Consider the following 12,520-nt stretch of genomic DNA (forward strand, 5'->3'; position numbering starts at 1 on the left):
CCTTGCTCAGTTTTTGCGCAGCGCTTGCGGGATGCACAAGTGCGTCCGCAGCTGAGCGTCGCTCCATCGCGTGGGATGGACTTGGTCAGGATCCGAATCGTGCGTCTGTCACAAGACGACACGTCGCCAATCACGCAGCTCCGGAGAATGATCCCAATCTGGAGCGGCAAAGGGTGCTTTCCACCTTGCGGCCATATTCCGACGCGTGGTGGGCAGTCCACGACGAGATCGAGGCGGAGAACGACAGGCAGCTCGGCTCGAAGCTCGTGATCTGCCGCAGCTGCGTGACGCAGCCGCCGGGCGAGGACACGACCGGATCGATCCGCTGACAGAGCGAGCCTCCTCTCTCATCACAAGAGAGGAAGCCGCAATACATTAGCGAGGCCGCCCGTCACATGCCTTCGGCCGGGCAGTTCACCATCCAGGGAATGCCGAACTTGTCGACGCACATGCCAAAGCCCTTGGCCCAGAACGTCTTGCTGAAGGGCATGGTGACGCTGCCGCCGTCGGCGAGCGCATTGAACTTGCGTTCGCCCTCGGCGGGATCCGCGATCGTCAGCGAGATCGAGAAGCCCTGGAGCTTTTGAGCATGCTCGGGTGGCGCGTCGGAGGCCATCAACACGCTGCCATCGGGCAACGACATCCGGGCATGCATGATCGTCTTCTCGCGGCCGGGCGCGGCAGGCACCTCCGCTGGGGCATCGGAGGCGCGCATCATCGCGTCGATCTTGCCGCCGAGAACCTTGGCATAGTAGTTGAACGCAGCTTCACAGGTGTCCTGATAGAACAGATAGGGGTTGAGCATCGTTTCTCTCCTTTTCGCTTCTCTGGGCAGTACGCGCGTTACTTCTCGGTGAGCTTCTTCAGGCTGGCGAGGCCAGTTTCGAAATCCTTGCCGATCATCCTGTCCATGTTGACGAAGACCTGCATCACCTTGGACATGAACGGCGCCGGACCGTACATCGCCCACGTAACCAGTGTGGCATCACCTTGCGGCACAAAGGTGAACTCGGCGGTGTTGTGGCCCTCGAGGGGACGTTCGAAATCGAGCTTGATACGAAGTTTCGATGACGCGTTCGCCTCGAGGATCTCCATATGGCCGGCACCGACATTGTTGTTGCCGTCCCAGGCATAAGTTGCGCCCTTGCCCGCTGCGGTTCCACCATAGGTTCGCTTCATCGCGGGATCGCGCTCCTCATAGGGTGACCAGCCGGTCCAGAAGTGGAAATCGGCGACGAGTGGAAAGATCGCATCGGCCGGCGCCTTCAGCGCCAGCGAGCGCTCGACCCGGAACGTGTCGGGCTTTGTCATTGCGAAACCGAGAACGCCCGCGATACCGACCGCGAGCACGATGGCGATGATGGCAACAGCTTTCAGCATGAATGGCTCCCCTGATACGGGATTAAGACGAAGGGGAGATGGCAGACGCCGACAATTTGGAGATGAATTTTTTTCGTCTGATTGTCGAGCGTCATTCCGGGGCATCGCGAAGCGATGAGCGCGGAATGACACCGGCTAACCCGCCCTCGTCCCCTTCGGCTGGCTGTCGCGGATCAGGCGATCGATGTGCATGCGGATGTGGGCGGCCTCGGCGGAGGTGTTGGCGAGGGCAATGGCGCGATCGAAGGCGACGCGGGCTTCGTCGTTACGGCCGAGTTGCATCAGGAACGCACCGCGCACGCCGTAGAAATGGAAATAATTGGCAAGCTTCGGCGCCAGCGGCTCGATCAGGTCGAGCGCGGCCTGCGGCCCGCGCACTTTGGAGACGGCAACGGCGCGGTTGAGCGTCACCACCGGCGAGGGCTGCACCACCTCCAGCGCGCCATAGAGCAGGTCGATCTGGGTCCAGTCGGTCTCATCAGGCGTCGCGGCGCGCGCATGCAGCGCGGCAATCGCGGCCTGGATCTGGTAGGGACCGCTGCGGCGGTGGCGCATCGCCTTGTCGATCAAGGCGAGACCCTCTGCGATCATGGTGCGGTTCCAGAGCGAGCGGTCCTGGTCGTCGAGCAGGATCAAGGAGCCGTCCGCGGCAATGCGCGCCGCACTCCGCGCATGCTGCAACAGGATCAGCGCCGTCAGGCCCATGATCTCCGGCTCGCTCTGAAACAGCCGGAGCAGCAGCCGCGCCAGCCGGATCGCCTCCTCGCACAGCGGCTTGCGGATCTCGGCCGTGTCGCCGCTCGCCGAATAGCCCTCGTTGAAGATCAGATAGATCATCGCGGCGACGCCGGCGAGCCGCTCGGAGCGCTCGATCGCGCCGGGCGCCTCGAACGGCGTTCCGGCCTCCGCGACCTTGGCCTTGGCGCGGGTGATGCGCTGCTCCATCGCGGCTTCCGAGACCAGGAAGGCGCGCGCGATCTGCTTCACCGTGAGCCCGGAGACGATCCGCAAAGCCAGCGCGATCTGCTGCGTCGCCGGCAGTTGCGGATGGCAGCAGATGAACATCAGCCGCAGGATATCGTCGCGGTAGTGCGAGCCGTCGAGCCGCTCGGCGAGCGCGCCTTCGGCGTCGTCGAGGTCTGAGATCGCCTGGTCGTCCTCGGGCAGCGGCTGCTGCTTGCGGGTGCGGCGGACCTCGTCGATCGCGACGTTGCGGCCGACCATGATCAGCCAGGCTGCAGGATCGCGTGGCGGCCCGTTCTGCGGCCAGGTCTTGAGCGCACGCAGGCACGCGTTCTGAAAGGCTTCCTCGGCTGTATCGAGATCGCGGAAATAGCGCAGCAATGCGCCGACCGCCTGGGGTCGCGCCGAGGTCAGCGCGGTCTCGATCCAGGCGGTGTCGGTGTCGCTCACGCCGAAATTCCTCCCGGCCGGAACACGCCGACGGGACGCACCTCATAGGCACCACCAGGATTGGCAGCGCCAAGGTCGCGCGCGACATCAAGGGCGTCGTCGAGATTCTTGCAGTCGACGATGTAGAAGCCGAGCAGTTGCTCCTTGGTCTCGGCATAGGGACCGTCGAGCACCAGCGGCGGGTCTTCCTTCCGCAATGTCGCCGCCGCGGTCGTCGGCAGCAGCCGGGCCACCGGCCCAAGCCGCCCCTGCTGGGTGAGCTTCTCCTGCACCACGGCGAGCTTCTTCATCACGGCCTCGTCCTGGTCCTTGCTCCAGGAGCCGACGAAGTCCTCGTCATGATAGCAAAGGATCGCATAAAGCATGGGCAGCACCTTCCTTGAATGCTTGTTGTGAAGACGATCCACTATGCCCTGCCCCGACAGGGCTGCGGAAAAAAATTGCAAGAAAAATCCGACGGATCGTGCCAAGGAGGGCCTCAATTGCGGAACCCGACGAGGCACTTCGAATGAGCATGGGCACACTGGCCGTCCTGATCAACAGCACGCAGCAGAACTGGCTTCCGGAGCGCTGGAAGGCCCGGTTCGACGCAGTCTGCGGCGGCCGCCCTGTGGTGCTGCTGCCGGATGCCTCCCTCGATCCAGCCGAAGTGCACTATGCCGCGGTGTGGAAGCCGGTGCCGGGCGATCTTGGCTCATTCCCCAATCTGCGGGCGATCTTCAATCTCGGCGCCGGCGTCGATGCATTGATGGCGGACAAGAGCCTACCCAATGTGCCGCTGGTGCGCGTCGCGGTGCCTGATCTCACCAATCGCATGACCGAATATGTCGTGCTGCACGTGCTGATGCACCATCGCCAGGAGCTTTACCTGCGCGACTCCCAGCGCGCCAGGCGCTGGGAGCCGAAATATCAATGGCCGGCAAGCGCGGTCACCGTCGGCGTCATGGGCCTCGGCACGTTAGGTGCCGATGCCGCCGACGTGCTGCAGCGGCTCGGCTTCCGCGTCACCGGCTGGAGCCGCAGCCCGCGCACGATCGAGGGCGTCGAATGCTTTCACGGCAGCAATGGCATGGACGCGTTCCTGCGCAAGACCGACATCCTGGTGTCGCTGTTGCCGCTGACGCCTGAGACGCACGGTATCCTCAACCGCGACGTCTTCTCCAAGCTCAACCGCACGAGCCCGCTCGGCGCGCCCGTGCTGATCAATGCCGGCCGCGGCGGCTTGCAGAACGAAGCTGACATCCTCGCCTGTCTCGACGACGGCACGCTGGGTGCCGCTTCGCTCGACGTGTTCGTGCAGGAACCGCAGCCCGAGAACAGCCGCTTCTGGACCCACCCCAAGGTGATGCTGACGCCACACAACGCCGCCGACACCGATGCGGATGCGATCTCGGCCTATGTCGCCGAGCAGATCGCAACATTCGAGGCGGGCGGCGCGCTGGAGAACGTGGTGGACCGCGGGAGGGGATATTAGGACTCGGTAGCTCCGCCAGGCTGACGTCGTCCTGCCGAAAGCCAGGACGACGTTCGAGGTTTTCTGGTTCCCATCGTCCGTCTGAAGCCCCCGCACAATTTCCGCTCCGCCGGTATCCCGTTCACCCTCTTTTAGCGAGAAGTTGATAGGCGTTGTTAATCAACGCTCAACGAACGAGTTGGACATGCGGACGAGCCTCGGCCTCAGGATGCGGATCACGGTTGCGCTGGCCGTGACAGCGGCGGCAACCGCGCTGATTGCCGTGCTCGGCGCCATGTGGATCATTGCGGGGATCATTGACCGCGCCGACCAGCGGGAATTGCGCAGTCATTATGATGCGCTGCTGTCGCGGATCGCCGAAGAGTCCCACCGCGCCGCCGCCATGAGCACGGTCGTGGCTGCAATGCCGGCGACGCAGGAAGCGATGGCCAAGCAGGACCGCGAGGCCCTGGTGCGCCTGTTCGGGCCAGTGTTCGCCGCTACCAAATCGGAATACGGCGTCGAGCAGTTCCAGTTCCACACGCCTCCGGCGACCTCCTTCCTGCGCGTGCACCAGCCGGCGAAGTTCGGCGACGACCTCTCGAGCTTCCGCAAGACCGTCGTCGAGGCCAATCAGGAGCGCAAGGTCGTGGTCGGCCTCGAAGGCGGCGTCGCCGGACTTGGCATCCGCGGCGTGGTCCCGATCGCGCAAGCGGGCAAGCATCTCGGCTCAGTGGAATTCGGCCTGACCTTCGGCCAATCCTTCCTCGACGATTTCAAGGTCAACCGCCACGTCGACATCGCCTTCCATCTCGCCGACAGTTCGGGCTTCAAGCTGTTCGGCGGCACGCTGAAGGGCAAGAGCTTCTTCGAGGCCGCCGATTACGGCCGTGCCACCGGCGGTGAGTTCACGGTACGCCAAGGCAAGCTCGACACCACCCCGGTCGCCGCCCTGCTCGCCCCGATCAAGGACTTTTCCGGAAAGCCGCTCGGCGCCGTCGAACTGGTGATGGACAACACCGACTACGTGGCCTCCGCCGACCGCGCCTGGCTGCTTTCGATCGGCATCGCCACGCTCGCGCTGATCCTCGCCGCCATCGTCGGCTATCTCATCGCGCGCGGAATCTCGCGGCCGATCCTCTCGATCACGAACGTGATGCGTGAACTCGCCGACGGTCGGCTCGACGTCGCCGTTCCCGAAAGCAGGACGAATGACGAGGTCGGCGCAATGGTGAAGGCGGTCGCGGTATTCCGCGACAACGCCATCAACTTCAGCAAGCTCCAGGCCGATCAGCTCGAGGCCAAGGTGCAATCCGAGGCCGAGAAACGTCGCGCCTTTGCCGCGCTCGCCGACAACTTCGAGGCATCCATCCGCGACGTCGTCACGACGGTATCTTCGGCTGCGGTCGAGATGGAGCACACTGCGCGCTCGATGTCGGCCATTGTCGAGCAGTCGCGACAGCAGACCCGCACGGTGTCGTCGGCCTCGGCACTCGCCTCGGAGAACGTGCAGACCGTGGCGGCCGCGGCGGAGGAATTGTCATCGTCGATGACCGAGATCAGCCGCCGCCTCGCGCACGCGACCGAAGTGGTGGGCAGGGCCGCAAGCGACGGACAGGCGTCGAACGCGCGCGTCCAGAGCCTCGCGGATGCTGCGCAAAAGATCGGCGACGTCGTCTCCTTCATCAACGGCATCGCCGGCCAGACCAATCTCTTGGCGTTGAATGCGACGATCGAGGCAGCGCGCGCGGGCGAGGCCGGCCGCGGTTTTGCGGTGGTCGCCTCCGAGGTCAAGGCGCTGGCGACCCAGACCGCGAAGGCGACCGAGGAGATCGGCGCGCAGGTGACGGCCGTTCAGGGCGAAACATCAGGGGCGGTGAATGGCATCCAGTCGATCTGCGCGACGATCCGGGAGGTCGATGAAATTTCCGCCGCGATCGCAGCGGCCGTCGGCCAGCAGGGCACGGCGACGCAGGAGATCGCGCAGAACGTCCAGCAGGCCGCCGCGCGCACCGGCGAGGTCTCGCACAACATCGCCGGCGTCACCGACGGCATCGCGGCGACGGGTACGGCCGCGGAAGAAGTGCTGGTCTCGGCGATCGAGCTGTCAAAGCAGTCGCAGCGCCTGCGCGACGAGGTGGATCGCTTCCTCGCGCAGATCCGTGCGGCTTAGTCAGGCTAAGGCTTGGTCCCCACCATCACGTCGATCGCGCCTGACACGATCGCCTCGAGCTCCTTGCGCGGCACGCGGGCGCGCGAGCGGATGGCGACGGTGTGCACGGTCGCAGACGCAATCTGCGCCAACACGGCCGGATCGGCGCTCTCTGGCAATTCGCCCTTCTCCTTGGCGCGGCGGAAGCAATTGGCAAAAGCCTTGTCCAGTTCGGTGAGACCGTCGAGCACCATGGCGCGGATCTCGGGATCGCCGACGGCTTCCGATGCCGCGGTCACCACCGTGAAGCAGCCGCGTGGGCCGGTGTCGCCGGAGAGATAGATGTTGAGGGCCGAGGCGAAGATGCGCTCGAGCCGCTGACGCAGCGGCATCTCCTCGCGGAAGATCGCCGTCATCGAAGCCCGCGCGTCCTCGCGGTAACGCTGGTAGCTCTTGATGTAGAGCTCGCGCTTGTCGCCGAAGGCACCGTAAAGGCTCGGCCGGTTCATTCCGGTGGCTTCGCTCAAATCGTCGAGCGAGGTCGCGGCAAAACCCTGCCTGCGGAACAGGTCGAGCGCCTTGCCCAAAGCGACGTCCGGCTCATAGGCGCGTGGCCGGCCTCGGCGCTTCGGCTCGCTGCGGCGCCCGGGCTCATTGGTAGCAGCTGGCGGCTTCGATTTTTGTACCATTTCGCAAATTAATCCTTGACCTGCCCTATATTATGCAAGACAGTACAAAAATCAATCTGGCCAGGTTGAGCGACACCGCAAAAGGAATTGCCCAAGGAGGCTACAGATGGATCTTTATTTCTCGCCGCTCGCCTGCTCCATGGCGACCCGCGTCGCGCTCTATGAAGCCGGTGCCGAGGCGAACTATTTCGAAGTCGATTCGCCGACCAAGACAGTGCTGAAGGACGGCTCCGACTTCCGAACCGTGAATCCGATCGGTCTCGTGCCGACGCTGCGCACCGACGAGGGGGTGGTGCTGACCGAGAATGCGGCGATCCTGCAATACGTCGCGGACCGCTTCCCGCAATCCGGCCTCGGCGCGGCGGCGGGTATCGAGCGCACCCGGCTGCATCAATGGCTCTGCTTCATCGGCACCGAGCTTCACAAGGGCCTTTTCATTCCCGTGCTCGATCGCAAGGCGCCGCAGGAAGCCAAGGCCTATGTGCTGGAGAAGAATCTGTCGCGGCTCGACCATCTCGACAATTACCTGAAAGGACGCGAGTTCCTGCTCGACCGTTTCAGCGTCGCCGATGCCTATCTCGTCACGGTCATCAACTGGACCATGGCGACGCCGCCGATCGAGCTCGCCAAATGGCCGAACGTGAAGGCCTATTACGAGCGCCTGCGCCAGCGGCCGTCGGTGGCAAAGGCGATCGCGGAGGAGTTCGAGCTGTACAAGGCCGAGCAGGCGCGCAAGAAAGCGGCGGCATAGGCGATCCGGTCAAAAGCGTCGCCCCGGTCTCAGGGTCGGGGCGATCGACATCTACCCGTACAGCACCCGCGGTAAAATAGTGACAATGCCAGGCCAGAGCGTCAGCAGCAGCACGAAGCCGATCATGATCAGCAGATAAGGCATCGTCACGCGCGCGATGTAGCCGAGACCGTCTTCGGTCAGGCCTTGAATCACGAACAGGTTGAAGCCGACCGGCGGAGTGATCTGCGCCATCTCGACGGCGAGCACGAGGAAGATACCGAACCAGATCTCGTCGAAACCGGCCCCCTTCACGATCGGCAGCACGATCGGCAACGTCATCACGATCATCGAGAAGCCATCGAGAAAGCAGCCGAGGACCAGGTAGAAAAAGACCAGCACCACGATCAGCATGAAGGGCGAAAGACCAAGCCCCTTCACGAACGCGGCGACCGCCTGTGGGATACCGAGGAAGGCCGCGGCATTACCGAGGATCGAGGCCCCTAGCACGATCAGCGCGATCATCGAACAGGTCACGACCGAGCCGATCAACACGTCGCGCATCACCTGTTGCGACATCGAGCCCTGCGCCCAGGCAACCAGCCCTGCGCCAAGCACGCCAACGGCGGCGGCCTCCGACGGCGTCGCAAGCCCGCCATACATCGAGCCGAGCACGCAGGCGATCAGGAACAATGCCGGCGCGAGATCTTTCAGCGCGGCAAAGCGCGAGCCCCACGATACCTGCGAAAGCTTGGTCTCTGTCTCCGGCACCATGCCGCGATTGAGGCTCGTGTGCAGCATCACCCAGCCCATGAAGGTGGCGGCCAGCAGCAGGCCGGGCAGCACGCCGGCGGTGAAGAGCTTGAGAATGGAAACGTCGCCAAGCACGCCGTAGATGATCATGATGTTCGACGGCGGGATCAGGAAACCGAGCGTGCCGGCGCCGGCGAGCGAGCCTATCGCGATATCGCGCGAATAGCCCCGGCGCATGAGTTCGTTGAGCGACATGCGGCCGATCACCTGCGTCGTCGCGGCCGAGGAGCCGGAGATCGCCGCGAAGATGGTGCAGCCGATCACGTTCACATGTAGCAGGCGGCCCGGCAAAAGGCCGGCCCATGGCGCCAGACCCTGGAACAGCGAGCGCGACAGGCGGGTGCGAAACAACAATTCGCCCATCAGGATGAACAGCGGTAGCGCCAGTAGCTCCTGCGTGGTCAGGATGTTCCAGGCGTATTGCGGCAGCAGCTTGTCGAGCGGGATCGAGCGAAACATCGCGAGCAGCAGCGTCGCGGTGAGCGCCAGCGTGAGGCCGATCCAGACGCCGCACGCCAGCAGTGCAAACAGGATCCCGAACAGGGCGACGACTTCGATGCTCATGAATATCCGGGCGCTGGCGCGATCATTCGACGGGAGAAGCCTTCATGCGATGATCCTCCAGCGGCAGGCCGAGCACGGCCTGGATCGCACGCGCGAGGAACTGGAGCGTGAGCAGCAGCATGCCGAAGGTGACGACGCTTTGCGGAAACCACAGCGGCGTGTCGCTCGAGGTCGAGACCTGGCCACGCACATAGGCGCCGAAAGCGAACTTCGCCATCGCCGAGGTCAGGAACGCCATGAAGGCAAAGCCGGCCGCGGCCGAAAGAATTTCGAGCGCGCGTTGCACCGGTGCCGGTGCGTTCTTCAGCAGCAGCACGACGCGGATGTGACCGCCGACGCGCAAGGTCATGGCAGCGCCGAAAGTGAACGAGGCCGCCATCAGATAGGAAGAGTATTCCCAGGCGATCGAGATCGTCGGCGGGAAGAACGGCAGGAAATTCGAAAGGAAGCGCGTTGCGACCTCGCACAGCATCAGCAGCGTCAGGGTCAGCAGGCATCCGCCGCCGATCCAGCCGTCGAGCCGGCCAAGCCGGTCGATGGCATCGAGCAGGATGCGCAGCGGCGCCGGCGCCGCTGCGTTGAGGCTCTGCGGAGCTTCGGGCGAGACGCTCACCACGGCGTCACCCTCAGCCGCGCTTCATTTCGGCGAGATAGGCCCGCACTGGCTTGTCGGCAGCAGGTACGTGCTTGAGGAACGCGTCGAGCTGCGGCGCGGTCTTGCTGCGAATGTCCGCCATCATCGCCTCCGAGACCGGCACCACCTCCATACCGCCCTCCTTGAGCCGATTGAGGCTGTCGACGTCGGCCTTGAGCGAATTGGCCCAGAAGCCCGGCTCCATCTTGGCTGCGATATCGGCAACGAGCTTCTGCTGGTCGGCGCTCAGCGCCTTCCAGGAATCGAGATTGACGGTGAGCATCTGCGACGACCAGACGTGATTGGTCGGGTAGACGTATTTCAGGAATTCCCAGAATTTTCCGTCGACGCCTGATACCGCCGAGGTGGAGACGCCGGCGACAGCGCCGGAGGCCAGTGCGGGAATCGTCTCGCCCCAGGGAATCATCACCGCCGCCATGCCGATCGCGTTCAGCATGTCGACGGCGTTCTTGTCAGGCACGCGGATCTTGATGTTCTTCAACCCGCCGACGTCGGCGATCTTGACCTTGAGATGCAGATATTGTGTCGGCCACGGCACGATGTAGAGGATCTTCTGGTTGTTGCGCGCGGCGACCTTCTCGTATTCCGGCCGCACGTATTTGTGCAGCACCTTCAATTCGTCCATCGAGCCGCAGAGGAAGGGGATGCTCTCCACGCCCATGAAGGGCTCGTCGCCGACCTGCTGGATGTTGAGGACATCGGCGAGCGGCACGAGGCCGTCACGCACCGCTCGGAGATGCTCGGGTCCCTTGAAGCCGAGTTGGCCACCGGCCTTCACGGTAATGGCGACCGCGCCGCCGGTCTGCTTCTTCACCTCGTCCGCGAACGCCATCGCGTTCTGGGTGTGGAAATTGCCGTCGGGCCACACCGTCGACATGTCCCAGCTCACGGTCGCGGCCCGCGCGCGGGTCGAGATGTGGCTGGCGGCGAGTAGTGTCGCCGCGCCCGCGGTAAAATTCCTTCGCGTGATCATTTTCCCCCTCGCTTTGCTAGGCGCACGACGCCTGATACGTCACCGGCCGTAACCGTAGACTGCGACCGCGTTGTCCGAAGACACAAGACCGCTCGCGACGTCGTCGTTGACGGCGGCGCGATCCCGCTCCATGGGGTTGCCGATGCCGGCACCGCCGGGCGTCATCACCACCAGCCGGTCATCCGGCGGCACCTGTTGGAAGCCCTTGCCACGCAGCTTCTTGCCCGATTTCAGGCCGACATAGCCGGCCTCTCCGTTCATGCCGCCATCGCGCCCGCGCGGCGGATGATCAATGCGGTCGAAGGCGGCGAGAATGTCGAACGGCGCATCGACGCCGCTGCCGACCTCGATGATCTGACCGAGGCCGCCACGGGTGCGTCCTGCCCCGCCGGAGTCGGGTCGCAACTCCTTGCGCCAGAAGATCAACGGCGTCTGCGTCTCCGCGATCTCGACCGGCGTGCCGCGCACGCCGCTCGGATAGGCGGTGGCCGACAGCCCGTCCTTCGCAAAGCGCGCGCCGGTGCCGCCATTGGAGGTCACCGCCATCGAGAACCCATAATTGCCGCCGACGCCCGAGCGCGTCTGCCCGCGCACGTTCAGATTCCACAGGCACGAGGTGCCTTCTGCGGGCACGCGCTCGGGAATGATCTGGCGCAGGCAGCCGAACACGACGTCGGGCAGCATCTGGCCGATGATGTGGCGCGAGGCCACCGGTGCCGGCTTCGGCGCATTGAGGATCGCGCCTGATGGCGCCGACACCGTCAGCGGCGAGAGCGAGCCGGCATTGTTCGGGATTTGCGAGGCGACCACGCAGCCGAGGCCGAACACGGTATAGGCCGTGGTGTAGGACAAGGGCACGTTGATGCCGAACTTCGAAGCGGCGGAAGTGCCGTCAAAATCGACGTGAATGCCCTGCTCTGAGATCGTCAGCGTCGCCGCCAGCGTCACCGGCGCGTCGTAGCCGTCGACCACCATGCTGTTGCGCCAGCTGCCCTTCGGCAGCTTTGCGATCTCGGCCAGCACGGCCTCGCGCGAGCGGTCGCAGATGTAATCGCCGAGCTCATCGAGCGTGTCGATCCCGAACTCGGTCATCATCTCGACCAGACGCTCGCAGCCGACGTCGTTGCAGCCGGCGAGCGAATAGGTGTCGCCCTCAGTATCGATCGGCAGCCGCGTGTTGGTGCGGATCATCGCCATCAGCGTCTCGTTGACGACGCCCTGGTCGATCAGCTTCAGCATCGGGATGTAGAGACCCTCCATGAACACGTCGGTGGCGTCGGGGCCGAAGCCGATGCCGCCGATGTCCATCAGATGGCTGGTGCACGAGAACAACGCCACCGGCTTGCCGTCCTTGAAGCACGGCGTTGTCACGACGAAGTCGTTGAGATGGCCGGTGCCCATCCAGGGGTCATTGGTGATGAAGGCGTCGCCTTCCTTCATCGTCTCGATCGGAAAGTGCGCAATGAAGTGCTTGACCGATTCCGCCATCGAGTTGACGTGACCGGGCGTACCGGTCACCGCCTGCGCCAGCATCCGCCCCTTGAGGTCGAACACACCGGCCGAGAGGTCGCCGCATTCGCGTACGATCGGGCTGAAGGCGGTGCGAAGCAGCACCTGCGCCTGCTCCTCGACCACGGCGATCAGCCGGTGCCACATGATCTGAAGGTCGATCAGGCTCGCGCCGCTTGCCTTGCTCAT

General features: G+C 64.3%; 13 protein-coding genes. 4 read left to right on the forward strand and 9 right to left on the reverse strand.

The window, feature by feature from the left end:
• The first annotated feature begins 173 nt into the window (after positions 1–173).
• Entirely contained in the window at positions 174–329 is a 156-nt protein-coding gene (locus tag BM374_RS40110) for a hypothetical protein (RefSeq protein ID WP_349509989.1), read from the forward strand.
• A gap of 62 nt (positions 330–391) precedes the next feature.
• On the opposite strand, the gene BM374_RS11490 is transcribed toward BM374_RS40110, so the two are convergent.
• The 4 genes from BM374_RS11490 to BM374_RS11505 form a co-directional block, all read right to left on the reverse strand.
• Positions 392–805 (reverse strand): VOC family protein, encoded by a 414-nt coding sequence (locus tag BM374_RS11490; RefSeq protein ID WP_092292080.1) that lies wholly within the window; start codon positions 803–805, stop codon positions 392–394.
• Between the two features lie 38 nt (positions 806–843).
• Complete coding sequence (locus tag BM374_RS11495; RefSeq protein ID WP_092292082.1) at positions 844–1,380, reverse strand: SRPBCC family protein; 537 nt, start codon at positions 1,378–1,380, stop codon at positions 844–846.
• A gap of 135 nt (positions 1,381–1,515) precedes the next feature.
• Positions 1,516–2,793: an RNA polymerase sigma factor gene (locus tag BM374_RS11500; RefSeq protein ID WP_092292084.1), complete on the reverse strand. Its 1,278-nt coding sequence runs from the start codon at positions 2,791–2,793 to the stop codon at positions 1,516–1,518.
• Complete coding sequence (locus tag BM374_RS11505; RefSeq protein WP_092293391.1) at positions 2,790–3,158, reverse strand: YciI family protein; 369 nt, start codon at positions 3,156–3,158, stop codon at positions 2,790–2,792. Before BM374_RS11505 ends, BM374_RS11500 begins: the two co-directional genes overlap by 4 nt.
• Before the next feature lie 143 nt (positions 3,159–3,301).
• On the opposite strand from BM374_RS11505, the gene BM374_RS11510 reads away from it, so the two are divergent.
• Together BM374_RS11510 and BM374_RS11515 are read left to right on the forward strand one after the other, a co-directional pair.
• Positions 3,302–4,267 carry a 2-hydroxyacid dehydrogenase gene (locus BM374_RS11510; RefSeq protein WP_092292086.1) on the forward strand — a complete coding sequence of 322 codons (966 nt, stop codon included), beginning with the start codon at positions 3,302–3,304 and terminating at the stop codon, positions 4,265–4,267.
• A 184-nt stretch (positions 4,268–4,451) separates the two neighbouring features.
• The gene (locus tag BM374_RS11515; RefSeq protein ID WP_177248241.1) at positions 4,452–6,419 is read left to right on the forward strand and encodes a methyl-accepting chemotaxis protein; all 1,968 of its coding nucleotides are present in this window, start codon (positions 4,452–4,454) and stop codon (positions 6,417–6,419) included.
• Positions 6,420–6,424: 5 nt separating this feature from the next.
• Here the strand turns inward: BM374_RS11515 and BM374_RS11520 are convergent, their stop codons facing one another.
• Positions 6,425–7,087 carry a TetR/AcrR family transcriptional regulator gene (locus BM374_RS11520; protein WP_092292088.1) on the reverse strand — a complete coding sequence of 221 codons (663 nt, stop codon included), beginning with the start codon at positions 7,085–7,087 and terminating at the stop codon, positions 6,425–6,427.
• A 106-nt stretch (positions 7,088–7,193) separates the two neighbouring features.
• Here BM374_RS11520 and BM374_RS11525 point away from each other — a divergent pair, with 106 nt between their 5' ends.
• Positions 7,194–7,838 (forward strand): glutathione binding-like protein, encoded by a 645-nt coding sequence (locus tag BM374_RS11525; RefSeq protein WP_092292090.1) that lies wholly within the window; start codon positions 7,194–7,196, stop codon positions 7,836–7,838.
• Between the two features lie 51 nt (positions 7,839–7,889).
• Here BM374_RS11525 and BM374_RS11530 read toward each other — a convergent pair whose 3' ends face one another.
• The 4 genes from BM374_RS11530 to BM374_RS11545 are packed head-to-tail and all read right to left on the reverse strand — an operon-like array spanning position 7,890 to position 12,520.
• Positions 7,890–9,194, reverse strand: a complete 1,305-nt coding sequence (locus tag BM374_RS11530) for a TRAP transporter large permease (RefSeq protein WP_092292092.1) — start codon at positions 9,192–9,194, stop codon at positions 7,890–7,892.
• 22 nt (positions 9,195–9,216) lie between these two features.
• A complete protein-coding gene (locus tag BM374_RS11535) occupies positions 9,217–9,810 on the reverse strand; it encodes a TRAP transporter small permease subunit (RefSeq protein ID WP_092292094.1) in 594 nt (197 codons plus the stop codon).
• 10 nt (positions 9,811–9,820) lie between these two features.
• Positions 9,821–10,822 (reverse strand): TRAP transporter substrate-binding protein, encoded by a 1,002-nt coding sequence (locus tag BM374_RS11540; RefSeq protein WP_092292096.1) that lies wholly within the window; start codon positions 10,820–10,822, stop codon positions 9,821–9,823.
• A 39-nt stretch (positions 10,823–10,861) separates the two neighbouring features.
• Positions 10,862–12,520, reverse strand: a complete 1,659-nt coding sequence (locus BM374_RS11545; RefSeq protein WP_092292098.1) for a hydantoinase B/oxoprolinase family protein — start codon at positions 12,518–12,520, stop codon at positions 10,862–10,864.

It is taken from the genome of Bradyrhizobium sp. Ghvi, assembly GCF_900115265.1.
Taxonomy (GTDB): domain Bacteria; phylum Pseudomonadota; class Alphaproteobacteria; order Rhizobiales; family Xanthobacteraceae; genus Bradyrhizobium.

Bases quoted from the DNA above. Each gene is read 5' to 3' on its own strand.
- BM374_RS11490 (WP_092292080.1), bottom strand. From the start codon at position 805: ATGCTCAACCCCTATCTGTTCTATCAGGACACCTGTGAAGCTGCGTTC.
- BM374_RS11495 (WP_092292082.1), bottom strand. From the start codon at position 1,380: ATGCTGAAAGCTGTTGCCATCATCGCCATCGTGCTCGCGGTCGGTATC.
- BM374_RS11505 (WP_092293391.1), bottom strand. From the start codon at position 3,158: ATGCTTTATGCGATCCTTTGCTATCATGACGAGGACTTCGTCGGCTCC.
- BM374_RS11510 (WP_092292086.1), top strand. From the start codon at position 3,302: ATGAGCATGGGCACACTGGCCGTCCTGATCAACAGCACGCAGCAGAAC.
- BM374_RS11515 (WP_177248241.1), top strand. From the start codon at position 4,452: ATGCGGACGAGCCTCGGCCTCAGGATGCGGATCACGGTTGCGCTGGCC.
- BM374_RS11520 (WP_092292088.1), bottom strand. From the start codon at position 7,087: ATGGTACAAAAATCGAAGCCGCCAGCTGCTACCAATGAGCCCGGGCGC.
- BM374_RS11525 (WP_092292090.1), top strand. From the start codon at position 7,194: ATGGATCTTTATTTCTCGCCGCTCGCCTGCTCCATGGCGACCCGCGTC.
- BM374_RS11530 (WP_092292092.1), bottom strand. From the start codon at position 9,194: ATGAGCATCGAAGTCGTCGCCCTGTTCGGGATCCTGTTTGCACTGCTG.
- BM374_RS11540 (WP_092292096.1), bottom strand. From the start codon at position 10,822: ATGATCACGCGAAGGAATTTTACCGCGGGCGCGGCGACACTACTCGCC.
- BM374_RS11545 (WP_092292098.1), bottom strand. From the start codon at position 12,520: ATGAGCAAGGCAAGCGGCGCGAGCCTGATCGACCTTCAGATCATGTGG.